This is a genomic window from Streptomyces sp. NPDC034111, from assembly GCF_055575375.1.
In genome coordinates this window covers 67,185-91,503 of the sequence record NZ_JBVIST010000026.1, presented here as the reverse complement: position 1 = coordinate 91,503, position 24,319 = coordinate 67,185, and the positions used below count along the sequence as shown (strand labels likewise).

Below are 24,319 nucleotides of genomic sequence, written 5' to 3'. Positions count from 1 at the left end.
TCGCTGGACGCGGCTCAGTAGGCCGAGTCGACGTTGTCGATCGAGCCGTAACGGTCGGCCGCGTAGTTGGCCGCGGCGGTGATGTTGGCGACCGGGTGGGTGAGCTTGTTCGGGGTGCCGGCCACGTGGTAGCGGTCGAAGGTGGGCTGGATCACCTGGAGCAGGCCCTTGGACGGGATGCCGTTGATGGCGTTGATGTCCCAGTTGTTGACCGCGTTGGGGTTACCGCTGGACTCCCGCATGATGTTGCGGTGCAGGCCCTCGTAGGAGCCCGGAATGCCCTTGGCCTTCATGATGTCGAGCGACTCGCGGATCCAGCCGTCGAGGTTGTTCGCGTAACGCTTGGGTTCGGCCTTCGGCGCAGCCTTGTGAGCCTTCGGCGCCGCCTTGGGGGCGGGCTTGGACACGGCTATCGCCTTGCGCTCCACCGACCGGCTGGCGGCCTGCTTGGCCGTGTGGCCCTGCTTCTCGACGGCGGTGACCTTGATGCGGTCGGCCACGGACGAGGCGAGCGCCCGGTCCTTCTTGCCGTCGTCGGCCCGGTCCTTCGCGGTCAGCGGCATACCGTTCGCGCTGACCGTCTTGACCGCTGCCGACGCGTGCGTGTCCGGGGCCGCGGCGTCGCTCGGTCCTGCGGTGAACGCCAGGGCGGCGGCGCAGCTCGCGGTCGCCACCACTGCCGCGGAGACCTTGTGGGTGCGGGTGATGCGGTTGTTCCGGAGGGTGCGGGGCAGGGTGAAGCTGGGCATACGGAGGTGACCTCTTCCAGGGCTTGGTGGCGGGGGGAGACGGCCTTCGGTTGGCGCGTGAGGACCGAGGGTCATTGCCGCGTTCGCCGCTCTGGCGGAAGTCGCTGACTCGTTCTCGGTGCTACCCGGAACATGGTTAGCAACCGCCCTGGATGGTGGCAAAGGTGCCGTGTACTACCTATCTTCGTGAGTTAGGGCGAGATGTCCGTTATAAATGCCGGATTCAGCGCCATGTGCCCGGAATCAGGTCGACTAGATGAGTTCGTACGTGACGTACGTCGCGTGCCCCGCATCACCTGGGAGCGCCCTCGAAGCCCGCTTGCGTGGCCCCGCCGAGTTGCCTGGGTCACACCGGGGAAGGGGCGCATAAGGGCAGGAACGGCCGGGCGCGAAGAGGCGAGGCGCGCCGTGGGAAAGGCCGGAGGGCCGGGATACCCGGCGGCAAGGAAAGCGCCCCCTGCGTAATCCGCAAGGGGCGCGTTCCATGTGCGGCCGCTTTCGGGCGAGCGCGGCCGGGCTGTTTCAGTCCGCCGGCAGCCGGGCCGCAAGATGCTCGATCCGCTCGTGCCAGGCGGCCAGCGCCGCCTCTGTGTCGAAGTCGGGCGGGCCGGTCTGGGTCACCACGAGACGGGCGCCGTGTCCGGTGCCGGGGCCCAGATCCCAGCGGACGATGCCCTCCGGATGCCAGCGGTAGGCGAGCACCGACGGGGGTCGCACCTCGGTGACGGGACCACCCGGCACCGGGTCGGCGGTGAAGCCCGCGGGGGCCGGCGCGCCGGCAGTGGGCTCGTCTCCCGAGGTCAGCGCTGCCCAGACGGTCCCGGCAGGCCGTACGAGCTGGCGCTCGAAGCGCACCCGCGGGCCCTCTGAGGTCTCCTCGACCACACCCTGGCCGAGAGCGAACTGCTGCACATAGGCCTCGTGCAGCTCACCCGTATCGCGGTCCACATCCGTCGGCTCGCCGTCGAGCAGCAGTGACAGCGCGGTGAGGCACAGATGCCAGCCGGAGGCGAAGCTGGCGGCGCCGAACCGGTCGCCGAAGGTGTGGGTCAAGATCAGCAGCGAGCCGTCATCGTCCGGGGCGATCTCCCAGCGCAGATGGTCCTCGCCCCAGGTGAAGGCGAACAGCCTGGGCTCCTCGGCGTCGGTGACCGTGCCGGTCATGGGGACGCCGCTCACACCGGGCATGGCGAAGGTCATCGCCCCGCCGGGCCGGAGCTCCACGGTGACGGCGGCGGGGAACCACTGCCCGATCAGCGCCGGGTCGGTGAGCGCCGACCAGACGTCCGCGGGCGGGTGGGCGAGCCGGCGCTCCATGCGCAGCGCGGTGCGGCCGCCGGACGTGGTGAGGGTGTCGGAGTGCGGATTCATCGCGGGTCGTCCGGTGGCTCAGGCACACGCATCCGCCGCCTCGCCGACCAGCGGCCGGCGCGCCCCGGTCGCGGCCCCGGTGTCCGACCGCTCCTCGCGGGTGGCCGGCGTCAACGCGGGTGCCGAGCTGAGCGGACCGTCGGTGAAGAAGCGGACCGCCAGGTCCGCCACGTCCTGTGCGCGTTCGAGGACCACCCAGTGGTCGGCGTCGGGAATGGTCAGAAAGCGGCTGCCGGGGATGGTCGCCGCGAAGTCCCGCTGCCGGTCCGCCGAGGTCACCGTGTCGTGCTCGCCGCTGAAGACGAGGGTGGGCACGTCGTGCAGCTCACCGGAGAAGTCCGGGCGGTCCGACAGCGCACGGTTCAGCGACTCAACGGCGTGCGGCGAGTTCCGGGCGGCATGCATCATCGAGCGCCGGACATAGCGGTAGGCCAGCTTCCGGCTGGTGACGTGCCGCTGATCGTCGAGGCACATCAGGCCCTCGGTGACCAGCGTCGCGAAGGCATCGGTGTCACCGTGCGCCAGCTGGTCCGCGGCGCGCCGCCAGAGCGCGAGCTGTGCGTCGCTGATGTGCGCAGGTACGCCGCCGAGGGCGAGCCGCGCGATACGTCCCGGCAGGTGCCGGGCGCATCCGTAGGCGAGACCGGCCCCGTAGGAGAAGCCGAAGAGATTGACCCGGGGCACGTTCAGATCGTCGATGATCTGCTCGATCGCCGCCCGCATGAGGGCGTTGCTGGGACCCGGTGGCAGCGGGTCGGCGCTGCCCATACCGGGCAGATCGGCGGTCACGACATCGGCGACCGGGCCGATGTGGTCCTCCATCTGCGGCCAGCCGAACATGCCCTGGAGTGCGCCGCCGAGCACTATGACCGGCTCGGTGATCCGCTCCGGCTGCCGTAGCCGTCGGTAGGCGAAGGACACCCCGCTCACCGACAAGGACCGGATCGTTTCCTCGTGCATCTCTGCTTCCTTCTCGGGAGGCCGGGGGTGCGGCCGCCGGGGTCGGCGTCGGCCGGTCTAGCGGGTCAGTACGAGCGCGGCGTTGTGGCCGCCGAAGCCGAGCGAGGTCTTGACCGCGCATTCGAAGGCCGCCTGCCGGGCTTCCTGGTGCACGATCTCGAGGGGCAGCTGCGGATCGGGGACCTCGAGATTCGCGGTCGGCGGCACCAGCTGCTCCTCCAGGGCGAGCACGGTGAGCGCGGTCTCGATACCGCCGGCGGCGCCCAGCGTGTGTCCCGTCATCGCCTTGGTGGAGGTGACCAGGGGGTGGTCGCCGAGCACCCGCCGGAGCATGGTGGCCTCGATGAGGTCGTTGATCACCGTCGATGTGCCGTGCGCATTGACATGGCCGATGTCGCCGGCCTGCACCCCGGCGTCCGCCATCGCGCTGCGCAGCGCCTGCTCGATGCCGTTGCCGTCGGGGTCCGGGGCCACCGCCGCGTACGCATCGCTGGAGGCGCCGTACCCGCGGATATGTGCCCGGACGGGGGCCCGGCGGGCCTCGGCGTGCTCGGGGCGCTCCAGTACGAGGAGGCCGGCGCCCTCGCCGACGACGAAACCGTCCCGCGCGACGTCGAACGGGCGGCAGGCCGCGGCCGGGTCCTCCCGGCGGGTGGAGACCGCCTTCATCCGGCAGGCGCTGGCGATCAGCAGCCGGGAGATGGGGGACTCGGCGCCGCCGGCGATGGCGATGTCGCAGGCCCCGGAGCGCAGCAGCTGGTGCGCGGTGCCCAGGGCGACGGTCCCGGAGGAGCAGGCGGTCGCCACGCCCAGGCTGGGGCCCCGCGCGCCGAGGTCCATGCAGACGCTGCTGGCGGCACCGTTGATGACGGTCAGCGGCGCGAGCTTGGGGGAGACCCGCCGGGCGCCGCGCGCGGCCATCGCGGCGTGCTGCTCGTCGTAGAAGGGGAGCCCGCCGTGGGCGGAACCGATGACCACCGCGACCCGGCTGCTGTCCCAGCTGTCGGTGTCCAGTCCGGCGTCGGCGATGGCCTCGCGGGCGGCGATCACCGCGAGCTGTGAGAAGCGGTCCATCAGGCGCTGGGTGGCGACGCCGAGCAGTTCGGTGGTGTCGAGGTCGGCGGTGTACACGAAATCGCAGGGGAGGTCGGCGAGTTCTTCGTGGTGCCGTACGCCGTTCGGGGCGGTGTCGTGGGTGACCGTGTGCCAGGTCGCCTTCGTCCCGATGCCGGCCGCGGTCACCATGCCCAGCCCCGTGACGGCCGCCGAGAAGGGTGGGGTGCCGCCCGTCACGCCGGAACCATGCCGTCGACGGCCGCAATCAGCTGGCCCACGGTGTTACGCGAGGTCAGCGGCGTGTCCTCAAGGTCGATGTCCAGCTGGTCTTCGATGAGTACGCGGAGTTCTTCCAGGGCCAGGGAGTCGATACGCAGACTGCGCAGTGGGGCCTCGTCGGTGAGGTCGGCCGAAGACACCCCGAATCGTTGGACCAGCAAGGCGTTGACAACTTCTGCCGCATTCACGTGGCGTTCCTCCACTTGTTGTAGGCGTGCTGCCAACCGCGCCCTGGGCGGGTGTTCGCCGGAGGCCCCGGCTGGTTTGGGCACCCTTTATACGCCTTCGTCCCGATGACTCCCCAACCTTGGTAGCTCAATGGGGTGATGGGCGCACCAGGGCGGATGAGAGGGTCGCGCCCCGTGTTGCGGGCAGTGCGGAAGGCGCCTACGTTCCTAACGCCGCGGACCGGCGAGAGGCACGGCAGAAGTGGCCGCCGCGGGCGGCGGGCCGGTGTCAGGCCTCGTCGAGTGCGCCGGTCACCCGCGCCAACAGGCTCCGCAGCGTACGGAGTTCCTCGAGGGTCAGGCCGGTGGCGGCCAGCATTCTGCGGGGCACGGGCAGGGCCTGTTCGCGCAGGTCATCGCCCTCGGGGGTGAGGTGGACGGTGACCGAGCGCTCGTCCTCGGTGCTCCGCTCCCGGCGGACCAGCCCGGCCGTCTCCAGGCGCTTGAGCAGCGGGGAGAGGGTGCCGGAGTCCAGCCGGAGCTGTTCGCCGATGGCCTTGACCGGCTGTGAGCCGTGCTCCCACAGGACCAGCATGACCAGGTATTGCGGGTAGGTCAGGCCCAGATCCTTCAGGGCATCCCGGTAGACGCCGCCGAACGCACGCGAGGCGGCGTGCAGCGAGAAGCAGACCTGGTGGTCCAGGCGAAGCAGTTCGGCGTCGGGTACCGGAGGGCGGGTCGGCGAGGTCATGGGTCCAGGGTAGCGCCCTCAGGCTATTTAGTTGTGTCCAACTTAGTTGCGTGCAATTTAAATGTGTGCGAGTGTTGTGGTCGTCGGACGGCCGGGGAGCGGCCGCCGCGCTATCGAAGGGGAATGTGATGGACGCGCTGTACACCGCTGTCGCCACCGCCAACGGCCGTGAGGGCCGGGCCGTCAGCTCCGACGGCACGATCGACCTCGCCCTGGCCCTGCCGCCCGCGCTCGGCGGCAACGGCGCCGGCACCAACCCGGAGCAGCTCTTCGCCGCCGGATACGCGGCCTGCTTCGCCAGCGCGATGAGCAACGTCGGCCGCCAGATGAAGCTCGACACCAAGGATGTCTCGGTCACCGCCGAGGTCTCCATCGGCAAGGACGGCGCCGGATTTGGGCTGGGCGTCGTCATGCGGGTCGAGCTGCCGGACACCCTGGCGGGCGAGACCGGGCGCCGGCTGGTCGAGGCGACCCACGAGTTCTGCCCGTACTCCAAGGCCACCCGTGGCAACATCGACGTCGAGCTCGTCATCGAGTAGTGCGCCCGTACCCCGGTCCGGCCGCGCGAGGCGGGCCGGGCCGGGGCGCCTGCCGTTCAGACCGTGCGCGGGGTGCCGTACCGGGATGGCTGCGGATCAGCTGGGCGTAGTGCCGGCCGCTGGCCTTGAGGGTGCGGGTCTGGGACGGATAGTCGACGTGGACCAGGCCGAAGCGCTTGTCATAGCCGTAGGCCCACTCGAAGTTGTCCATCAGGGACCAGGCGAAGTACCCGGCGAGCGGGGCGCCGCGGCGGGCCGCTCGGGCGCAGGCCGCCACATGCTGATGCAGATACTCGGTGCGCTCGGGGTCCTCGACGGTGCCCTCGGGGCGGACCACGTCCGGGTAGGCCGAACCGTTCTCGGTGACATAGATCCGGCGCGCCCCGTACTCGCGGGTCAGCCGCAGCAGCAGGGTCTCGATGCCGTTCGCGTCGATCTCCCAGTCCATGCCGGTACGGGGAACGTCCGGGCGGCGTACCGGCCGGGCGAACGGCGGCGGGCCGGCCGGGTCGGCGGCCACCACGGCCGGGAAGTAGTAGTTCAGCCCCAGCCAGTCCAGTGGCTGGGCGATGGTCTCCAGGTCACCGGCGCGCTCCGGCAGCTCCACGCCGTACACCTCGCGCATGTCCGCGGGGAAGCCGCGGCCGTGCACGGGGTCGAGCCACCAGCGGTTGGTGTGCCCGTCCATCCGCCGGGCCGCCGCGACGTCGGCCGCCGAGCCGGTGGCGGGCTCGACGGTGCTGAGGTTGTTGACGAGGCCGACCTCGGCGTCCGGGGCCTGGGCGCGGATCGCCCGGACGGCCAGGCCGTGACCGAGCAGCAGGTGGTACGAGGCCCGTACCGCCGCCGTGAGATCGGTGAGCCCCGGCGCCATCCGGCCTTCGAGGTGGCCGATCCAGGCCGAGCAGAGCGGTTCGTTCAGCGTGGCCCAGTGGCGGACCCGGTCGCCGAGCGTCCCGGCCACCGCCGAGGCGTACGCCGCCAGCCGCTCGGCGGTCTCCCGCGCCGGCCAGCCGCCGCGGTCCTGGAGCGCCTGCGGCAGATCCCAGTGGTAGAGGGTCACGGACGGGGTGATCCCGGCCTCCAGCAGGCCGTCGACCAGCCGGTCGTAGAAGGCCAGGCCCGCGGCGTTGACCCGGCCGTCACCGTCCGGCACGATCCGCGGCCAGGCGATCGAGAACCGGTAGGCGCCGACGCCCAGTTGCCGCATCAGACCGATGTCCTCGCGCCAGCGGTGGTAGTGGTCGCAGGCCCGGTCCCCGGTGTCGCCGTTGGCGGTCGTCCCCGGGGTGTGCGAGAAGGTGTCCCAGATGGAGGGCGCCCGGCCGTCCTCGGTGACCGCCCCCTCGATCTGATAGGCCGACGTGGCCACGCCCCAGGTGAAGTCGTCCGGCAGCGCGGCGAAGTCGATCCGGTCGGTCACGGAGTCCTCCCTTTCACCCACGGGGTGGGTCATTTGACGGCCCCGGCGGTCAGCCCGGCGACCAGATAGCGCTGGAGCAGCAGAAACCCGGTGACCACCGGGACGCTGACGACCAGCGACGCGGCCATGACCTGGTTCCAGTGGACGTCGTTCTGGGTGGCGTAACCCTGGAGACCGACCGAGAGGGTGCGGGTGGTGTCGTTGGTCATGACGGAGGCGAACAGCACCTCACCCCACGCGGTCATGAACGCGTACACGGCGACCGCCACGATCCCGGGCAGCGCGGCCGGCACCACGACCCGGAAGAGCGCACCGAGCGCCCCGCAGCCGTCCACGTACGCGGCCTCGTCCAGCTCCCGGGGCACCGAAGCGAAGTACCCGGTCAGCATCCAGATCGAGAACGGGAGCGAGAAGGTCAGACAGGTCAGGATCAGGCCGCCGCGGGAGCCGTACAGGGCGACGCCGGTGGCGTTCCCGATGTTGACGTAGAGCAGGAACAGCGGCAGCAGGAAGAGGATGCCGGGAAACATCTGGGTCGACAGCACCGTGACCGTGAAGACCCGCCTGCCGCGGAAGCGGTGGCGGCTCACCGCGTACGCGGCGAAGAGCGCGACGAGCACCGAGCAGACGGTGGCCGAGCCCGCCACGATCAGGGAGTTGACGAAGTACCGGGCCAGCGGGACGGTCCGCCAGATGTCGAGATAGGGGCGGATCGTCAGCTCGCTCGGCAGCCAGCGGAAGGCGCCCGAGACATCCGCCGGCGGTTTGAGCGAGCTGCTGAGCATCACGTAGACGGGCAGCAGGACGAAGCCGGTCAGCGCGGTCAGAAAGATCCGGCGGGCCCAGCGGAACGAACGGGGCGGCGCGGTGGGCGAGCGCCTGCGGGCGGTGGGCGGTCGCCGGTGGGGGACCGCGCGGGGGGTGCGGGCTGCGCGGTCAGCCATCGGCGTGCTTCCTTCCGCGCGAGGTCGCCAGCAGATAGCCGGCCGTCACCACCAGCAGGAACAGCAGCAGCAGTACGGACATCGCCGAGCCGGTGCCGAAGTTCCAGGTGACGAACGAGGACTGGTAGATGTGGAGGGACAGCAGATCGGCGGCCTCCGGAGCGGCCTTGCCGAACAGCACATACGGCGTGTTGAAGTCGTTGAAGGTCCACAGGAACAGCACCAGCAGCAGCACCTGGTTGACCGGCCGCAGCGACGGCAGGGTGATCCGCCGGATCTGCCGGATCATCCCGGCGCCGTCCAGCGCGGCCGCCTCGTAGAGGTCCTTGGGGATGTTCTGTAGCGCGGCCATCACGACCAGGAACGCGAACGGCCAGGTCTTCCAGACGGCGACCACCAGCAGCGCGACAAAGCTGTTGTCGCCCAGCAGCCAGAAGGGCCTGCCGTCGGTGAGCCGCAGCTGGTCGTGCAGGACGTGGTTGACCAGCCCGTTGTCCCGCTGGAACATAAAGGCCCAGGTGATCACCGCGGCGTAGACCGGCAGGGCGTACGGGGTCAGGAAGACGGCGCGCAGCAGACCGCGGCCCCGGAAGTTCTCCTGGAGGAAGACCGCCGCCGCGGTGCCGATGAGCCAGCACAGGCCCACCGCCAGCACACTGAACGCACAGGTGACCCAGAAGGAGTGCAGCAGCGCCGCCCCGACCGGAGCATCGAGGTCGACGCTGATCCGGTAGTTGCCCAGCGCCTTCCAGGGCGCCGCGCCCCAGTTGCCGAGGAAGAACTGGGTCACTTCCTTGAAGCTCATCACGATGCCGATGACCATCGGCACGAGATGGACCAGCAGCTCCAGGAGCAGTGCGGGCAGCAGAAGCAGATAGGGCAGTGCGGCCCGGCGCAGCCGTACGGGGAGCCGGCTCACTTCGCCATCTGCTGTTCTGCCTTGGCCAGCCGCGCCCTGACCGACGCGGTGGTCACGGGGTGGCCGGCCGCGGCGTCGGCGAACAGGTCCTTGATCGCCGTACCGACGGACGTCTCGAACTGTGCCTCGTCGGCGACCTGGGGCAGCGGCGCCGCGCTCGTGGTGAGCGTCCGGCGCAGCACCCTGGTGTCCTGACGGTTGAACGCCGGGTCCTGCTGGGCGGCCTTGACGGGGGGTATGGAGCCGTACGTCTTGTTGAGCAGCCGCTGCTCGGCGTCGCTGGTCAGGAACTTCACGAACTTCCGGGCGCCGTCGAGGTTGTGGGTGTTCTTGAAGACGGCCACATTGATGCCGGCGAGCATGGAGTTGGTCTGCCGGCCGCCGCCGGGGCTGCCGGCGGGGACGGGCACCGGGACCACGCCCCAGTCCCGCGGTTTCAGGCCGTTGGTCGCGAAGCTGGTGGCCGCGGTCTGCCACAGCACCATCGCGGTCCGGCCTCTGGCGAAGTCCCGCAGCGACTGGTTCTGTCCGTACTCGGCGTTGCCCGGCGCGATGATCTTGTCCTTGGCCATGAAGTCGACGTACTGCTTGACCGCGGCGACCGCGCCGTCGGAGGTGAAGGACGGCCGGCCGGCGGCGTCGAAGAAGTCGGCGCCGTGCTGCTTGCCCAGGACGAAGGCCTGATGGATGTTGTTGGCCAGCTGGCCTCCCTCGGCGCCCAGCCCCCATCTGCCGTCCTTCGAGAGCTTCTTGCCGGCCGCGACCAACTCGCCCCATGTGGCGGGAGGTTTGTCGATCCCGGCGTCCTTGAACATCTGCTTGTTGTAGTAGAGCGCGTACGTCAGCGAGTACAGCGGCACCGCGGCCGGGTCCTTGCCCGCCGCGCCGGTGGCGCTCAGTGCCGGTGCCACGAACCGGTCGCGGCCGCCGATCCGGTCGAAGCCCCACTTGTCCCAGGGCAGCAGCGCACCGGTGGCCTGGAGCGAGGCGGACCAGGTGTTGCCGATGTTGAGGACGTCCGGTCCCTGTCCCGAGGTGGTGGCCGCAAGGATCCGGTTGAGCAGATCGGGCCACGGAATGACCTCCAGCTTCACCGTGATGCCGGTCTGCCGCTGGAACTTCTTCAGCTCGGGGCCGAGGATCTTCTTGTCCGCCTCGATGTCCGGCCCCTGGTTGGACGCCCAGTACGTCAGCGTCCTGGGGGAGTCGTTGCTTCCCCCGCCGGGAGCCGTCCCGCCGCCGCATCCGGAGGCCGTCGCGGCGAGCGCGGTGACGGCGGCGGAGACGGTCGCGGCTCGAAGTGTGCGCATGACGGAAGCGCCTCTCTCTGAGGAGTCCGGAGTCGGCCAAGTTCAGTTCCTGAACGGCCTCATGGCTTAACTTGGAGTGTGAGTTAAAGCCCGAGAGAAGGGCGCGTCAAGGGTGCCTGCCCGGGCAGGTTGACGGCCGATAGGGGACCAGATGGCCGAGCACGCCAAGCGGACCGTACGTGACCTGCGGACGGCGAATCGCACCGCGGTTCTGCAACGGTTGTATTTCGACGGGTCGTTGAGCCGGCAGGCGCTCGGCCCCGCGACCGGCCTCAGTTCAGGATCCGTCAGCAATGTGGTCGCCGAACTCATCGAGGACGGCCTGCTGGAGGAGGCCGGCGTGCTCGGCTCCGACGGCGGGCGGCCCCGCACCCTGCTGCGGATTGCCCCGGACGGCGGCCGGCTCATCGGTGTGGACGTCGGCGAGACCCGGGTCAGGGTCGAACTCTTCGACCTCACCCTGGCAGAACTCGCCCGCGCCGAACTCCCGTTGACAGACCGCGGCTATGACGTCGGACTGATCACCCGTCATATCGCGGCCGGCATCGCCACCGTGCTTCGCGACAACGGTGCGCGCCCCGGCCGCCTGCTCGGCGTCGGCGTCGGCGTCCCCGGCATCGTCGACCCGGACGGCCCCGGCGGCGCGGTCGTACACGGCCAGACCATCGGCTGGGACGCCGTACCGCTGGAAGACCTGCTCCGGCGGACCGTCGAACTCCCCGACGGGGTACGGCTCTTCATCAACAACGGCGCCAAGGCGCTCGGCCAGGCCGAGATGTGGTTCGGCGGCGGCCGCGGCGTCAAGGACGCCGTGATCGTGCTCCTCGGCTCCGGCGTCGGCGCCTGCATCGTCACCGACGGAACCCTCCACGGCGGCGCCCGCGACAGCGCCGGCGAATGGGGGCATCTGACGGTCGGCATCCGCGGCCGCCGCTGCCGCTGCGGCGCCCGCGGCTGTCTGGAGGCGTACACCGGCGCCGAGGCACTGCTCCTGCGCTGGCGGGAAGCCGGCGGTCAACCGCCCGCCGGCGCCGGTGAAGAGACCGCGATCGCGGCCCTGGCCGCCGCCGCCCACCCCCAGGACGGTGCCGCCCCCGACCGGATCGCCCGCGCCGTCCTGGACGAGACGGCCGAGTACCTGGGGGCCGGGATCTCCGACCTGATCAACCTCTTCAGCCCCGAGCGGGTGCTCATCGGCGGCTGGGCCGGCCTCCGGCTCGGCCCGCACCTCCTCCCCGCCATCCGCCGCTACGCCACCTCCTACGCCCTCGACCACCCCGCAGGCCGGGTCACCATCGACCTCGGCCTGCTCGGCCCGGACGCCGTCACGGTCGGCGCGGCGACCCTCCCGCTCGCGGACTTCTTCAGCCGCGGCGGCCGTCGGACCGCGCCGGCGGGGGAGCGGGACGAGCGGCCGACGGCACCGGGATGGCAGCAGCTGCTGGAGGGACGGCGGCGGACGCCCGGGTGACATACGGGGGCGTCGGGGCCGCCCGGCGCGACCTCAGGCGTCGTCCGCCGCGTACACCCGCCGTCCCCCGACGAACGTCTCCAGTACGCGGGCCGCGGCGATCTCGTCGGTCGGCCCGTCGAACGGGTCGCGGTCCAGGACGACCAGATCGGCCAGCTTTCCGGGCTGGATGCTGCCGGTGTCATCGAGGTGGTTCGCATAGGCGCTGCCGGCCGTGTACGCGGCCAGCGCCGCGCCCAGGTCGATGCGCTGCTCGGGCAGGAAGACGGGTGCCGGGGGCGGGTCCTCCGGCATCCTGCGGTTGACGGCCACGTGCAGGGCGGCGATCGGGTCGGGGGAGCTGACCGGCCAGTCGCTGCCCGCTGCCATCGTGGCGCCGGAACGCAGCAGATCACCGAACGGGTACTGCCAGGCCGCCCGTTCGGCTCCCAGGAAGGGGATGGTCAGCTCGTCCATCTGCGGCTCGTGCGCGGCCCACAGCGCCTGGATGTTCGCGGTCGCCCCGAGCCGGCGGAAGCGTGGGATGTCCTCGGGGTGCACGACCTGGAGGTGGGCGAGGTGCGGCCGGGTGTCCCGCAGGCCGTTCGTCCGCCGGGCCGCCTCGACCGCATCCAGCGCCTCCCGCACCGCCCGGTCACCCAGGGCGTGGAAGTGCACCTGGAAGCCCTCCGCATCCAGCAGCGTGACATAACTCCGCAGGTCCTCGGGGTCGATGAAGGAGATGCCGCTGTTGTCGGACGTACAGCCGCAGGCGGTCAGATAGGGGCTGAGCATCGCCGCCGTGTGGTTCTCGGCGATCCCGTCCTGCATGATCTTCACGCTGGTCGCCCGCAGCCGGCCGCCCGTCAACTCGGCGCGCCTCTCGACCAGTTCGGGAATCTGGTCGGCGCCGCGGGACCGGTCCCACCACAGCGCCCCCGTCACCCGCGCGGTCAGCTTCCCCTCGCTCCGTACGGCCCGGTAGGCGGGGATGGCGTCGACCGATCCAGGGGCGCGGCCCAGCATCGCGTCCTGCCAGGCGGTCACCCCGTACGAGTGGAGCAGCCGCTGCGCCCGGAGCAGGCCGGCGGTCTGCTCGGCTAGGGTCGGCTCCGGCATCAGATCGGCGACCAGCCGCATCGCGCCCTCCTGGAGCATGCCGGAGGGCCGGCCCTCGGCGTCCCGCTCGATGCGCCCGTCGGACGGGTCCGGCGTACGGGTGGTGAGCCCGGCGAGCTCCAGGGCACGGGAGTTGGCCCATCCGCCGTGGTGGTCGCGGTTGACCAGGAACACCGGGCGGTCGGGCACCAGGGCGTCCAGGAACTCCCGGGTCGGCAGACCGCCGGGGAACGCCTCCAGGGACCAGCCGCCGCCGGTGATCCAGGGCGCCTGCGGATGCGCGGCCGCGTACGAGCCGATCAGCTCGCGATAGGCGTCCGCCGTGACCGCCGCGCTCAGATCGCACTGGGCCAGCTCCAGCCCGCCGCCCACCGGATGGACATGGGCGTCCTGGAAGCCGGGGATGAGCAGCTTGCCCGCCAGGTCGACGACCTCCGTGGCCGGGCCGATCAGGTCGCGTATCTCCGGCTCGTGGCCGACGGCGACGATGCGGTCCCCGCGCACCGCCACCGCACTCGCCCGGCTGCGCGCCGGGTCGACGGTGTGCACGGGACCGGAGAGGAAGACGAGATCGGCAGGGCGGCGGGAGGCGGCGGTTCCGGTCTCCGGGGCTGCGGTGGGATCCACGGTGGTGCTGAGGTCCATCTGGCGGTCGCTCCAGGGGGGTTGGGCGCATCGAGCGCGTGGGATGTCGCGGGATTCTCGGTCGGTGTGGCTTCGCGTAGCTCGGCTTGGCTTGGCCGGGCTCGGGTGAGGGTGGGGAGTCAGCCCTCCGTCGGGCTGGGGAGGGCTCGCGCGTCCCCGTCCATCGGCAGGGCGATCGCCTCGCCGTCCGTGCCCCGGCCGGTGGTGAAGTACGGCGAGCGGCGTACCCACTTGGCCCATGCGGCGGTCGCCAGGCCCACCAGGACGAAGAGCGACGGGAGCAGCAGCATGAACCAGCCGTTGTCCGGGCTCGCCTCGAAGTGGTCGCTCATGGTGGCGTAGTCCGCGATGAGGTAGACGCCGAGCCCGAACAGCGCCAGGGCGCTCACCGCGGGGACCACCACATCCCGCAGGGCACGGACCGGGCCCTGGCGCAGGCTGTCGCGGAAGCGCACCGCGCAGGCCAGCGCGGTCAGTCCGTAGTAGAGGGCCACAGTCAGCCCGATCGAGTTCACCGCGGTGAGGATCATGTCGTTGAGCTTGGGGATGCCGACGGCCAGTACGGCGAGCAGCGCGGCGAGGGCCATGATCAAGAGGGTACCGACGGCGGGGGAGCCGTACCGGGGATGCACCCGCTGCCACACCGGGCCCAGCGTCCGGTCGCGCGCCATCGCCAGCGCACCGCGGGCGGTGGGGATCACGCTCGACTGGAGCGAGGCGAAGGCCGAGCACATCAGCGCGGCCAGCGGCAGCGAGGCCCAGGGCTCCGGAGCCAGCCGCCCGCCGAGGAAGGTGAGCGCCTGCGGGCCGTTGTGGATGAGTTCGCCGGTGCTCATCACCCGCTGGAAGGCGAACGCGCCGATCAGGAACAGGCCGAGCATCGCGACCAGCGCGATCAGACCGCCACGGGCCGCGTCGGAGGAGCTACGGGTCTCCTCGTTGACGCTGAACGCGGCGTCCCAGCCCCAGTAGATGAAGACCGCGATCACCATTCCCTGGGCGAGCGCCTGCGCCGAGCCGATGGCGAACGGGTTGAGCCAGGACAGCGAGAACGGCTGGTCGCCGACGAACAGCGCATAGCCGCAGAAGACCAGCAGGACCGCGTACTCGAAGATCAGCAGCCAGAGTTGCAGCCGGGTCGCGGCCCGTACGCCGGTGATGGCGGTGACCGTGACGGCGACCAGTGCGACCAGGCCGACGGCGGTGGTGATGCCGGTCGAGGCCGGATCCAGCCGGAGCCCCCACACCTCGTACAGCCCCATCTTGTTGAGGAACTGGAGCATGACGGATCCGGTCACCGCGCCCGTGTAGGCCATGAAGATCACATTGCCGACGAGCACCACCCACCCGGTCAGAAAGCCCGGCCAGGGGCCGATGGACCGTCCCACCCAGGTGTAGCCGCTGCCGCAGTTGGGCTCGGTGCGGTTGAGCCGGGCGTACGACAGCGCGATACCGAGGATGGGGAGGAAGGCCAGCAGCAGCAGGGCGGGGGTCTGCCGGCCGGCGTATGCGGCCAGGGTCCCCATTCCGATGCCGATGCTGGTGGTCGCGGCGGTGCTCGACGCGGCGATCGCCACCCCGTCCTTCACCCCCAGTGAGCGGCGCATTCTCGCCGGGCCGGGGTCCTGCTGCACTGCGTGAGGCATGGCGCTGACTCCTTGGACGGGCGGGCCGGGCCGGACTCGGCGGGCCGTGTGACCGCCGATGAAACAGCCCGCTCCTCCTTGTGTCAACGGTGTTGACATAACCTGGTGATTAACTGGCTCAGGAAGATCCCGGCGTGGACCGTATTGCGTGGATCGCGGATCGTTGACCGCGCGGAGCGCTGCGGACCGGGCGCGGGACCGGGGCGGAGTGGCAGCGAGAGGTTCGTGTGGCGGAGAGCGAGCGCATCCCGGCCGAGCGCAGGCGGCGCCGGCCCACCAGTTCAGGCGTGGTCCTGTCGGCCGAACTCATCGTCGAGACCGCATGCGAGCTGATCGACGCCCAAGGGGCGCAGGCCTTCACGGTACGGAAACTGGGCGCCGCGCTCGGTGCCGATCCGTCCGCCGTCTACCGCTACTTCCGCAACACCGAGGAACTGCTGCTCGCGGTCGCCGACCGGCTGATCGGCGAATCCATGGCCGGCTTCGAGCCGAGCGGAGACTGGGCCGCCGACCTGCGCGAATTCGGCTTGCGCGCCTACCGCTCCGCGCTGCGGCACCCGCAGATCGCGGTGTTCAGCACGGTCCGGGTCACCGGCCGCCCGCATGAACAGCACGCCATCGACACGGGCATCGGCCTGCTCCTCCAGGCCGGATTCGACGACGCCACCGCCGTCCGGCACTACCACGCCCTCATCGACACCGTCCTCGGCCATGCGGCCCTGGACGCCGGGGTACTGCGGCTGGCGCCCGCCCAGCGCGTGGCGGACGAGCAGGCCTGGCAGAACGCCTACGCCGAGCTGCCCGCCGACACCTACCCCGTCCTGCACCGCGTACGTGCACACCTTCCGCTCATGGCAGGGTCCGCCGTCGAGCCCACGCTCGATCTGCTGATCGCGGCGCTGCGGACGGAGGCCGAGCAGGGAGCGGGGGACCGGCGGGAGGGCCGCTGAGCAGGGCATGACGCACCGGGGTGAGGTGTGCTCGGCAGGTCACGGCCACGCACCCGGGGAAGGCAGGCACGATCAGGCATTTCGCCCACCAGGGTGCAAACATGAATCATGCCCTTTGAGTGGTTGGTGATGGTACGAGGACGGCGCGAACTACGCCACGTCCTGGTGCTGATCCCGATCGGGCTCATCGTGACGATCTGTGTGATCGATGTCCTCGCACCGCCCGACGTCCACCTGGGGCCGCTGCTCGTCGCGGCCCCCGCGATCACCGCGGCCTTCGCCGGACCCCGTCTGACGGCGGCGATCGGTGCGCTGACGGTGGCCGCCCAGGTGTTCATCGGCATTGCCCGGGGCGTCCTGTTCACCGAGAACCTCGAGGCGCAGATCGCCGCGCTGATCGTCGTCTCCGCGCTGGTCGTGCTCTTCACCGTCATGCGGGACCGCGGCGAGCGCCGGCTCACCAAAAGCCGGTCGGTGGCCGGGGTGGCCCAGCAGGTCCTGCTCCGGCCGCTGCCGGCACGCAGCGGCCGGCTGGAGATCGCCTCCTTGTATCTGGCGGCCGAGGAGGAGGCGGAGATGGGCGGCGACCTCTTCGCGGCGGCGCGCACCCTCACCAGCACCCGGCTCATCATCGGCGATGTCCGCGGCAAGGGGCTGCCCGCCTACAGTCACGCCGCCCTCCTCCTCGGCGCCTTCCGGGCGGCCGCCCACCGTCAGGCCACGCTGCCCAACCTGGCCCGCCACCTCGACGGCGCCGTCCGCTGGGACAGCAGCCAGTGGTGCACGGAACCGGGCGGCGGTGACGGCGCGGAGCTCCGGTCGCCGGGGCGCTCGGAGACCGCGGCCGAGGTGCGGGCCGCGGGGCGCACCGGGCCCGAAGGGGATCCGGCCGTATCCGTCGGCCCGATCCCCGCGGCGGTGCGCCACCCTGGCTCCGCCGCCGGCGGCCCGTACCCCGACGAGGAGCCCGACGAGACCTTCGCGACCGTCTCCCTGCTGGACATCCCCGACCACTGGCCCGTGCTCCGCAGCATCACCTGCGGCCACCCGCCCGCCCTGCTGCTCCGCGACGGCCGGGCCGAGCTCCTGCACCCCCGGAGCACGGCGCTCCCCATCGGCCTCGGCGGCCTGCCCGGCGCCCCCGCGTACGAGGTCGAGACCTTCCCCTTCGAGCCCGGCGATCTGCTGCTGCTCTACACCGACGGCGTCACCGAGGCCCGCGACGACAAGGGCAGCTTCTACCCCCTCGTCGAGCGGGCCGGGGCCTGGAGCGGATGCGGCCCGCAGCAGCTGCTGCGCCAGCTGCGCGCCGACCTGCTGGCCCATACGCAAGGCCGGCTGGGCGATGACGCGGCCGCGGTGGCGGTGCGGCGCCTGCCGGCACCGCCTCCGGAGCGGGCCGGCGGATGAATTACGTCACACTCAGCAAACGCTGACGTATCGGACGCGCCGCCAAGCTCACCGCCCCCGGAAGCGCCATTCCTCCGTGATTTCCGCGTATTCCCTCCCGCACTCCGCGTGGCCGCCCTCCCCGGCTCCGGCCCCCAGGCCCCCGGGCTCCCCGCCTGACGCTTCCTCAGTGCCGACCCACTTGATAGACACGTCCGAATCATCCGCACGTGGTATGGGACGCGCACCATGAACGACCGCAACACCTCGGACCACCACATATTCGCGTTCGACCTCGCCGAGCACGAAGCCCGGCGGCGGACCGAAGTCCTCGCGGCGCTGGGCGACACCTGGGACCCCGTCGCGGTGATGGAGGGCGAGACCGAGGCGCACCGGCTCCTCTACTCGGGCCTGGACGCGGAGCAGCAGGCCACCTACGACATGCTCGTCGCCGCCGGGGTGCTGCCGGCCTCCGGACAGGCCTGAGCATGCTGCCGCTCGACCCCACCGCCGATATCGGCCGCCGCGCCTGGGTCCCGTGCCCCGGCTGCCAGGACCACCAGGGCTGCGGGACCTGCCTCGACGGCCGCACCTGCCATGACCACTGGCGCTATCTGCTGTCCAACAAGGGCAGCGTGCTGCATCTCCAGTGCCCCAACTGCACCCATCTGTGGGCCTGGGAGTCCGGCTTCGGCGCGGGCGGCCGCACCGACGGCTGACCGGCGCTACCCCAGCCGCTGTATTGCTTCCTCGTAGGCCTCATCGAGTGCCTTCTCGGCCGGTACGGGACGATCCGGCTGCACCCCGACGCCCTCCCAGTTGGTGCCCGTGACGGCATTGATCGTCCGGGCCGTCGGCACGGTGACGGTGATGTGCTCCGTCACCGGATGCCGGTCCGTGGGGTGTGCACCGCCCCGGGTCACCTCACCGACCACCACCGCCCGCCCGAGCGCCTGGAGGGTGTACGCCACGTCCTCACCGCCCGAGAACGTGGTCGCGCTGGTGAGGACGTACACCGGGCGGTCGAGGTAGCGCGGCGCCGGGAGATGCGCGACGGTCCAGGACTGGCGGGTGGAGTCGGTGACGCGCTCGTAGAAATCGTTGAGGTGCACCTGATCGTCGGGGAAGAAGTAGCTGCACCACATCGCGGCGCCCGCCGGCGCCCCACCCCGACACTCCCGCAGATCGAGGATGAGCGCACTGCTCTGTGCGACCAGCTCCATCGCCGCCCCGATCGCACGGGCGCCCTCCCCGGCGTCGGCGATCCACCGGACGTCGAGATAGCCGACGTTGCCGTCGAGGCGCTCGAAGCGCCGGATGCCCTGGTTCTCCTCCCGCAGGAGCGCGAGGAACGCCGCCCGGCCCGCGTCCTCGTCCGCCGCCTCCATCGGCTGCGGCTCGTCCTGCCACAGCAGCCGCAGATGCTTGTCCGGACACACCTCCTGTAGATGCGCGGTCACCGTCTCGCAGAGCGCGGCACCGCTGAGCGCGTCGTACTCCCCGGCCGCCAGCCGGCTCCGGATCGCCCGGTCGACCTCCACGGCCCGCTCCGGGAAGACGTATCCCGCCACGATGCGGTCCAGCGCCTTGTCGATGATCTGTGCATGGGTGGGCATCACTGCCGAGCCTCGCTTCTGGTCGGATCGATGAGCTGAATCGGAGGGAGCGGGAAGGCCCCCGGACGGCACCGGACGACGCGGTGCGCGCGCCGCCCCGCGGCGGTAGCGTGCGGTGCATGGAGCTGCACGCACGATCGCTTTGGCTGGTGACCGAGCCGCTGCACGCGGTCTGTTACTTCGACGAGGAGTGCCGGGGCCTGGGCAAGGCCCTCGGCCTCAAGGGTTTCTGGATGGGGTATTTCGCCTCCCGCACCGCCCCGCTGGGCGCCGTGGAACCTGCGGCGGCCACCGCCGTTCTCGGGGTCTTCGCCCCGGAGATGGTGGCCAGGGCGCTGCCCTCCGCCTGGAGCATCGCCGGGCCGGAACACATCCTTGAGGAGCGTGGCAGCCGCGCGGCCCGCGCCCTGCGCAGGATCGACCCCGAGCTGGACCGCAGGGCCGCCGAAGTGGTGCCTCCGCTCCAGACGATGGTCGATGCCGCATCGCCCACCGCCCGGCCGCTCTTCGCCGCCAACCGCGCCCTGTGCGACCACGCCGACCCCGTCGAGCGGCTGTGGCAACTGGTCACCGCCCTGCGGGAGTTCAGGGGCGACGCGCACCTCGCCGTACTCGCCGACGAGGGGCTCGACGGCTGTGAAGCGCTCGTGCTGGCCGCCGCCTCCGGCCGGGTCCCCCAGGACACCATCCGTCAGGACCGCGGCTGGAGCGAGGAGGAGTGGGCGGCGGCGACGGACCGGCTGCGCTCGCGGGACCTCGTCGACGCACGCGGCGACGCGACCGCACACGGCCTGCGGGAACGCGAGCGCATCGAGCAGGCCACCGACCGGCTGGCCGGCCGGCTGCTGCACACGCTGCCCGAAGCGGACACCGAGGCGCTGCTGCACGGCCTGGAACCCGTCGTCCGGCGCATCCTGGCCGCGGACGTGCTTCCCTTCCCCAACCCGATCGGTCTCCCACACCTCGACGAGCCCCTCGCGCACCACGGCCGCGGCACCCCTAGGCCGGACACGCCCTAGCCCAGCCGCTGCCCCGTCCCCCTCAGCCGCTGTTCCAGATCCATCGTGTCGGAGGCGGGCGGCGCCTGGACCGTGACCGGCTTGTTGAAGTCGAAGAACCGTATGGTCAGGTCGAGCGGACCCCTGGCGGCCTGCGCACGCTCCCGGAACTTCACCATCCGGTCGTGCGGACCGACCCACATGTCGAGGTGCAGCCTGCTCACCCCGAGCTGCTTGTACTGCTCGACCGCCTTCTTGTGGCGCCTGGCGTCCAGCGCGCCCTTGGCGGCCCGCCGCTTCAGCAGATCCGCCACCTCGACCGCGCCGGCGTAGTGCGTCGTCCGCACCCCGTCGACGGTCTCCTCGCCGATCTTCTTGATGTCATGGGACTGGCGGAGCAGGGACGCCTTCGCGGCGGGGTCCTGGTCGGCCTGCCGCTGCATCCCCCCGAAACCGCCCGCCCCTTCGGCGCCCTTGTGCTTCATGGGGAACTTGATCCAGCGCTTGCCGCCCATGACGGACGCCGCCTGCTTGCCGCCGCCCAGATACAGCGAGTCCCCGACGAGCCGCACCGAGAACTCGCCTTCCTTCCCTCCCACGGACGCCGTCATCCGCATATCGACGGCGCGCGGGCGCAGACTGAACGACACCTTGCCCTCGACGGTTCCCTGGCCCGGGACCTTGCCGGAGAGGCGGTACGACACGGAGTTGAGCCTGGCGCCCTTGTCAACCGCCTTCTGCACCGCGGCAACCGGCGCCGCACGGAAGCCCTCGCCCCCGCCTGCGGCCCGCTCGCCCGGCTTGGCACCGGAAGCCGTACACCCCGCCGTGCCGCACACCACCACACCGGCGAGCAGCGCCCCCAACACCCGCGACGACGCACGGGAAACGGAGCTACGGGAATCAGGGATACGCGAACGATGAGTCATGGCCATGGCCCCCCACACATAACCGGAACTGTGAAAATGTGACTGATCGAGACACTAGCTCACGCCACTGACACACCCGCGGCGAGTATGCGCGCGGCGGCGCTGGCCAGCGGATACGCTCCAGGGGTGGCCGCGCGAGCGGCCCCCGGCCGGGCCTCTGGACTGATTTTCATCTGGTGGTTCGATGGGTGCTTTGGGGTGCTTTGCCATGCCAGATCGGGACACCTCCGCTCAAGAGGCGTTGAAATGGGTATGGATCCTAGAGAGTTGTGGGACCGCAACGCCGTGCTGGCGGAAGCGTTTTGTTTGGGCGACGAGCGGGTGCGGGAAGCACAGGCCAGGCTGGACGAGGCGCAGGCCGACCGGTCGCGGGTTCTCGCGGCATTCGCGGTGACGGTGGGCAGCACCGGCGCGGTGGCCGGACTGTTCGGATTGAACGAGCGGGAAGTGCGGATCGCCCGGCGCACCGTCGGCAAGGAGGACGCCCGCGCCGTCGCCGACGAATTGCTCGCCGCCGCAGCTCCTTCCACGCAGCCCCGGGAACCGGAAGAGACGCCGTCGGCGCCCGATCCCGCCGCCGAATATCAGCACCCCAACCCTTCCCCCCAAGCCCGCCCCGCCGGCGCCACCCGCGAGGGCGCGGGCGGCGGCGCGGGCACGACGTCCGACCAGAACTGGTCCCCGGCCATGGATGCGGTACTCATCGGCAGTTGGCAGACCGGTGTCGATTTGCGGGAACTCGCCTCCGAATTCGGGTTGGACCTCACTCGCCTCGTTACCCGTGCTCAGCAATTGTCCGCCCAGGGGCGGTTCTATCCAGGACCGGCGGAAACCCATGCGGGACGCCACCGCCGCGGCCCGGGCGATGTTCATGAAGCCGAATACACCATTCCCGCCCAGCAGACGGCCGCCTGGAACGCCGCGCCCTCCGGACACCACATGGCGTCCGCCTGGCACACCGGCACGATGCCCTCGGCGGACTCCGTACCCGACGTGACCGCCCTGGCTTCCGAATGGGACAACGCCCTCGCCCCCTGGGGCACCATCGCCCCCTCGCACGAGGAGGCCGCACCGTCCCATCAGCCCTGGGCCCAATACCACCTCAGCTCCTGACCCATGGGGCCCTCGACGCGGCGCGTGCGGGCGCGCTGCGACGGGCCCCGTAAGGACCGTCCCGCAGCCCTACCCCGCCAACTCGCCCGCATCCGGCGCCAGCACACCCGCCGCCACCAGGGCGAACAGGGCTATGCCCAGCAGTACGCGGTAAATGACGAACGGCATGAAGGACTTGTGGGAGATGAACTTCATGAACCACGCGATCACGGCGTAGCCGACGACGAAGGCGATGACGGTGGCGAAGACCGTGGGACCCCAGGCGACATGGCCCTGCCCGGCGTCCTTCAGCTCGTAGACGCCGGAGGCCAGTACGGCAGGGATGGCGAGCAGGAAGGAGTAGCGCGCAGCGGACTCCCGGGTGTAGCCCATCAGAAGGCCGCCGCTGATCGTGGCGCCGGAGCGGGAGACACCCGGAATCAGCGCCATGGCCTGGCAGACGCCGTACAGCAGACCGTCCTTGACGTTCAGGTCGGTGAGCGTCTTGCGCTGCTTGGCGGCGCGGTGCCGGCCACCGGTCTCATCGCGCGCGGCCAGCCGGTCCGCGATGCCGAGGACCACACCCATCACGATGAGGGTGGTCGCGATCAGCCGCAGATCACGGAACGGGCCCTCGATGGCGTCCTTCAACGTGACGCCCAGCACACCGATCGGGATCGAGCCGACGATCACCAGCCAGCCCATCTGGGCATCATGATCATGCCGGAGCTCCCGGTCGAACAGGGAGCGGGCCCAGGTGGAGATGATCCGCCCGATGTCCTTGCGGAAGTAGATGATGACGGCCGCTTCGGTGCCGATCTGTGTGATGGCGGTGAACGCCGCACCGGGGTCGTGCCAGCCGGCGAACGCCGCGGTCAGCCGGAGGTGCGCACTGGAGGAGATGGGCAGAAACTCGGTCAACCCCTGGACGAGTCCGAGGACGAAAGATTCAAACCAAGTCATGGAGAGTACGTATCCAAGGGTGATCAAGCGCTTACCTGCGCGAGCCGGGCGAAAGCGGATGCCGGCGGCGGATCCGGGTCACAGCCGACCGGGGCAGCGTAACGTCCGAAGGTATCCGGCCCGCCAAGGGGTCACCAAGGGGGCCTGGACGCACCGTGCCCGCCCCATAAAGGCCCTCGACCGCACGGCAGCGCCGCCGCCTCCTGCCGGCCCCGCCCGACGTGCGGTCAGCGTCCGCGCAGGGTCCCGCGTTTACGCCAGGCGACGATCAGCGCACCCACCGCACTCAGGACGATGAAGGCCATCGAGAGCATGAACGCCGGCGAGGCAGGCGTGCCGGCCCGGGCGCCCGCGACGGCGTACGCGGCCGTGTTGGGAATGCTGCCGAGCGCCGTCGCCAGCAGATAGGGGAGCCAGCCCATACGGGACACCGCGGCGCAGTAATTCGTCGCACAGAACGGCAGCCCCGGGAAGAGCCGGATCGCCAGCATCGACCGGAACCCGTGCGCACTGAGCTGCCGGTCGGCGGCCGTCAGCCAACGGGCGCGCAGCAACGGACGCAACGCCTCCTGGCCGAGCAGCCGGCCCAGCCCGAAGGCGAACGCGGCGCCCAGTACCGTACCGGCGAGCGCCGCGGCCAGCCCGGCCGCACTGCCGAAGAGCGCCCCCGCACCCAGGTTGAGCACCGGGCGCGGGACGAACGCCGTGGTGCACACGCCGTACGCCAGCGCAAAGACCGCCAGCGCGGCCGGCCCGGACAGCTGGGCGGGCCAGCCGCCGGCCAGCAGACGCTCCGGATGCCACAGCAGCATCGCGGTCCCGGCGCAGACCAACAGGGTGAGCAGCAGAGCCAGCCGGGCCCACGGGGAGAACAGCACACGCGTACAGCGCACGGCGAGGCCGGCGGGCGTAGCGGCAGAGGCGGGCATCCGGGGAGCGTAACCGGCCGCGCGCCGTCCGGCCGTCAGCACGGCCTGATAAATCGTTCGACGGTACGCCGCCCGCCCGGCACCATGTGACGCATGTTCCGGTACGCCTTCCTCTCGCTCACGTC

The 24,319-nt window shown here is 71.1% G+C and carries 24 protein-coding genes; 8 read left to right on the top strand and 16 right to left on the bottom strand.

What is annotated here, in order from left to right; all coding sequences use genetic code 11:
- Positions 1-14: 14 nt before the first annotated feature.
- The 6 genes from ACZ55A_RS34775 to ACZ55A_RS34750 form a co-directional block, all read right to left on the bottom strand.
- Positions 15-749: a transglycosylase SLT domain-containing protein gene (locus ACZ55A_RS34775; protein WP_468848785.1), complete on the bottom strand. Its 735-nt coding sequence runs from the start codon at positions 747-749 to the stop codon at positions 15-17.
- Positions 750-1,271: 522 nt separating this feature from the next.
- Entirely contained in the window at positions 1,272-2,120 is an 849-nt protein-coding gene (locus ACZ55A_RS34770; protein ID WP_468848783.1) for an SRPBCC family protein, read from the bottom strand.
- 18 nt (positions 2,121-2,138) lie between these two features.
- Positions 2,139-3,080: an alpha/beta fold hydrolase gene (locus ACZ55A_RS34765; protein WP_468848781.1), complete on the bottom strand. Its 942-nt coding sequence runs from the start codon at positions 3,078-3,080 to the stop codon at positions 2,139-2,141.
- 57 nt (positions 3,081-3,137) lie between these two features.
- Positions 3,138-4,373 (bottom strand): beta-ketoacyl-[acyl-carrier-protein] synthase family protein, encoded by a 1,236-nt coding sequence (locus ACZ55A_RS34760; RefSeq protein ID WP_468848780.1) that lies wholly within the window; start codon positions 4,371-4,373, stop codon positions 3,138-3,140.
- Positions 4,370-4,603: an acyl carrier protein gene (locus tag ACZ55A_RS34755; protein ID WP_468848778.1), complete on the bottom strand. Its 234-nt coding sequence runs from the start codon at positions 4,601-4,603 to the stop codon at positions 4,370-4,372. Before ACZ55A_RS34755 ends, ACZ55A_RS34760 begins: the two co-directional genes overlap by 4 nt.
- 268 nt (positions 4,604-4,871) lie before the next feature.
- On the bottom strand, positions 4,872-5,333 hold the full coding sequence (locus tag ACZ55A_RS34750) for a MarR family winged helix-turn-helix transcriptional regulator (RefSeq protein WP_468848777.1): 462 nt from the start codon (positions 5,331-5,333) through the stop codon (positions 4,872-4,874).
- Positions 5,334-5,461: 128 nt separating this feature from the next.
- Here ACZ55A_RS34750 and ACZ55A_RS34745 point away from each other — a divergent pair, with 128 nt between their 5' ends.
- Complete coding sequence (locus ACZ55A_RS34745) at positions 5,462-5,872, top strand: organic hydroperoxide resistance protein (protein WP_468848775.1); 411 nt, start codon at positions 5,462-5,464, stop codon at positions 5,870-5,872.
- Here the strand turns inward: ACZ55A_RS34745 and ACZ55A_RS34740 are convergent.
- Genes ACZ55A_RS34740 through ACZ55A_RS34725 form a run of 4 tightly spaced genes read right to left on the bottom strand, consistent with a single transcriptional unit; the run spans position 5,862 to position 10,468 of the window.
- Positions 5,862-7,328, bottom strand: coding sequence for a GH1 family beta-glucosidase (locus ACZ55A_RS34740; RefSeq protein WP_468848773.1), 1,467 nt, complete (start codon positions 7,326-7,328; stop codon positions 5,862-5,864). The genes ACZ55A_RS34745 and ACZ55A_RS34740 overlap by 11 nt on opposite strands.
- Positions 7,325-8,239 (bottom strand): carbohydrate ABC transporter permease, encoded by a 915-nt coding sequence (locus ACZ55A_RS34735; protein WP_468848771.1) that lies wholly within the window; start codon positions 8,237-8,239, stop codon positions 7,325-7,327. The genes ACZ55A_RS34740 and ACZ55A_RS34735 overlap by 4 nt, the downstream gene beginning before the upstream one ends.
- Complete coding sequence (locus tag ACZ55A_RS34730; protein WP_468848769.1) at positions 8,232-9,158, bottom strand: carbohydrate ABC transporter permease; 927 nt, start codon at positions 9,156-9,158, stop codon at positions 8,232-8,234. The genes ACZ55A_RS34735 and ACZ55A_RS34730 overlap by 8 nt, the downstream gene beginning before the upstream one ends.
- Positions 9,155-10,468 (bottom strand): ABC transporter substrate-binding protein, encoded by a 1,314-nt coding sequence (locus ACZ55A_RS34725; RefSeq protein ID WP_468848768.1) that lies wholly within the window; start codon positions 10,466-10,468, stop codon positions 9,155-9,157. The genes ACZ55A_RS34730 and ACZ55A_RS34725 overlap by 4 nt, the downstream gene beginning before the upstream one ends.
- Positions 10,469-10,619: 151 nt before the next feature.
- On the opposite strand from ACZ55A_RS34725, the gene ACZ55A_RS34720 reads away from it, so the two are divergent.
- Positions 10,620-11,939, top strand: coding sequence for an ROK family transcriptional regulator (locus tag ACZ55A_RS34720; protein ID WP_468848766.1), 1,320 nt, complete (start codon positions 10,620-10,622; stop codon positions 11,937-11,939).
- A gap of 33 nt (positions 11,940-11,972) precedes the next feature.
- Here ACZ55A_RS34720 and ACZ55A_RS34715 read toward each other — a convergent pair whose 3' ends face one another.
- Both ACZ55A_RS34715 and ACZ55A_RS34710 read right to left on the bottom strand, forming a co-directional pair.
- Positions 11,973-13,682: an amidohydrolase gene (locus tag ACZ55A_RS34715; RefSeq protein ID WP_468848765.1), complete on the bottom strand. Its 1,710-nt coding sequence runs from the start codon at positions 13,680-13,682 to the stop codon at positions 11,973-11,975.
- 119 nt (positions 13,683-13,801) lie between these two features.
- A complete protein-coding gene (locus ACZ55A_RS34710) occupies positions 13,802-15,328 on the bottom strand; it encodes an APC family permease (RefSeq protein ID WP_468848764.1) in 1,527 nt (508 codons plus the stop codon).
- Positions 15,329-15,555: 227 nt separating this feature from the next.
- Between ACZ55A_RS34710 and ACZ55A_RS34705 the strand changes: the two genes are divergently transcribed.
- The 4 genes from ACZ55A_RS34705 (at position 15,556) to ACZ55A_RS34690 (ending at position 18,386) form a co-directional block, all read left to right on the top strand.
- Positions 15,556-16,278 (top strand): TetR/AcrR family transcriptional regulator, encoded by a 723-nt coding sequence (locus ACZ55A_RS34705; RefSeq protein WP_468848762.1) that lies wholly within the window; start codon positions 15,556-15,558, stop codon positions 16,276-16,278.
- A gap of 108 nt (positions 16,279-16,386) precedes the next feature.
- Positions 16,387-17,688, top strand: coding sequence for a PP2C family protein-serine/threonine phosphatase (locus tag ACZ55A_RS34700; RefSeq protein WP_468848760.1), 1,302 nt, complete (start codon positions 16,387-16,389; stop codon positions 17,686-17,688).
- 228 nt (positions 17,689-17,916) lie between these two features.
- Positions 17,917-18,153 (top strand): DUF6400 family protein, encoded by a 237-nt coding sequence (locus ACZ55A_RS34695; RefSeq protein WP_468848758.1) that lies wholly within the window; start codon positions 17,917-17,919, stop codon positions 18,151-18,153.
- A gap of 2 nt (positions 18,154-18,155) precedes the next feature.
- On the top strand, positions 18,156-18,386 hold the full coding sequence (locus ACZ55A_RS34690; protein WP_468848756.1) for a hypothetical protein: 231 nt from the start codon (positions 18,156-18,158) through the stop codon (positions 18,384-18,386).
- Positions 18,387-18,392: 6 nt separating this feature from the next.
- On the opposite strand, the gene ACZ55A_RS34685 is transcribed toward ACZ55A_RS34690, so the two are convergent.
- A complete protein-coding gene (locus tag ACZ55A_RS34685) occupies positions 18,393-19,283 on the bottom strand; it encodes a S41 family peptidase (RefSeq protein WP_468848755.1) in 891 nt (296 codons plus the stop codon).
- 119 nt (positions 19,284-19,402) lie between these two features.
- Between ACZ55A_RS34685 and ACZ55A_RS34680 the strand changes: the two genes are divergently transcribed.
- Complete coding sequence (locus ACZ55A_RS34680; RefSeq protein WP_468848753.1) at positions 19,403-20,302, top strand: SCO6745 family protein; 900 nt, start codon at positions 19,403-19,405, stop codon at positions 20,300-20,302.
- Here ACZ55A_RS34680 and ACZ55A_RS34675 read toward each other — a convergent pair.
- Complete coding sequence (locus ACZ55A_RS34675; protein WP_468848752.1) at positions 20,299-21,210, bottom strand: SCO4651 family lipoprotein; 912 nt, start codon at positions 21,208-21,210, stop codon at positions 20,299-20,301. The two genes, ACZ55A_RS34680 and ACZ55A_RS34675, sit on opposite strands and share 4 nt — an antisense overlap.
- Before the next feature lie 246 nt (positions 21,211-21,456).
- Here ACZ55A_RS34675 and ACZ55A_RS34670 point away from each other — a divergent pair, with 246 nt between their 5' ends.
- Positions 21,457-22,323 carry a hypothetical protein gene (locus tag ACZ55A_RS34670; RefSeq protein ID WP_468848751.1) on the top strand — a complete coding sequence of 289 codons (867 nt, stop codon included), beginning with the start codon at positions 21,457-21,459 and terminating at the stop codon, positions 22,321-22,323.
- Between the two features lie 69 nt (positions 22,324-22,392).
- Here the strand turns inward: ACZ55A_RS34670 and ACZ55A_RS34665 are convergent, their stop codons facing one another.
- Positions 22,393-23,265, bottom strand: coding sequence for an undecaprenyl-diphosphate phosphatase (locus tag ACZ55A_RS34665; RefSeq protein ID WP_468848750.1), 873 nt, complete (start codon positions 23,263-23,265; stop codon positions 22,393-22,395).
- Positions 23,266-23,492: 227 nt separating this feature from the next.
- On the bottom strand, positions 23,493-24,194 hold the full coding sequence (locus ACZ55A_RS34660) for a TVP38/TMEM64 family protein (RefSeq protein ID WP_468848748.1): 702 nt from the start codon (positions 24,192-24,194) through the stop codon (positions 23,493-23,495).
- Positions 24,195-24,319 lie beyond the last annotated feature (125 nt).